Annotated in this window: 1 protein-coding gene; it reads right to left on the bottom strand. The window is 68.5% G+C overall.

Annotation, left to right across the window (positions count from 1 at the left end):
• Positions 1-14: 14 nt before the first annotated feature.
• Positions 15-638 (bottom strand): pentapeptide repeat-containing protein, encoded by a 624-nt coding sequence (locus ACNFOC_RS55000; RefSeq protein WP_416966397.1) that lies wholly within the window; start codon positions 636-638, stop codon positions 15-17.
• Position 639: the final 1 nt, after the last annotated feature.

The following is a 639-nucleotide window of genomic DNA, read 5'->3' as shown; positions in this document are numbered from 1 at the left end:
CCGGAAGACCCCCTTCACCCCTCCACCCGAATCCCCATCTGCACAGCCAACACCGGCGCCAGATCCAACAGTTGCCCCATGCTGATCACGGCCCCGGACAACCGGTCCACCCCCCGCGCGATCTCCAACTCCGCAGCCCCCCGCAGATCCACGTCGGTGAACGTCACCCCCGTGAAGTCCGCCCCCTTCAGCGCGCAGTCCACGAATTCGACGCGCTCCAGCCGGGCGTCGAGGAAGTCCGGCTCGACGAGGACGCAGCCCTCGAAAACGACATCCCGGAGCTTCGCCTTGCGCAGGTTCAGGTAGTCGATCTTGCCGCCCCGGATCACCACCCGCTCCAGCACGGCACCGTGCAACTGCACCCCGCCCATCCGCGCGTCGATCACCTCGACGTCACGCAGGGTCGACTCCGCGAGGTCCGTGCCGACACCCCGTATGCCGGTGAGGACGGAGTCCAGCACACGCGCGTGATGCAGTCGCGTCTCGTCCAGCGCGCAGTCTGTCAGCGCGCAGTCCATGAAGCGGGCGCCCCCGCCGTCCTGCCCGACGAAGTCCTCGTCCCGGAACTGCAACCCGTCGTAGTCCCCGTCCGGCTCCAACTCCCCACCCCCGTAAGCCTCCAGAGCCGGCAACCGCACC

The organism is Streptomyces colwelliae, from assembly GCF_048158785.1.
Classification (GTDB): domain Bacteria; phylum Actinomycetota; class Actinomycetes; order Streptomycetales; family Streptomycetaceae; genus Streptomyces.
The sequence above is the reverse complement of the archived record's forward strand: the minus strand, read 5'-3'. Positions and strand labels throughout refer to the sequence as shown.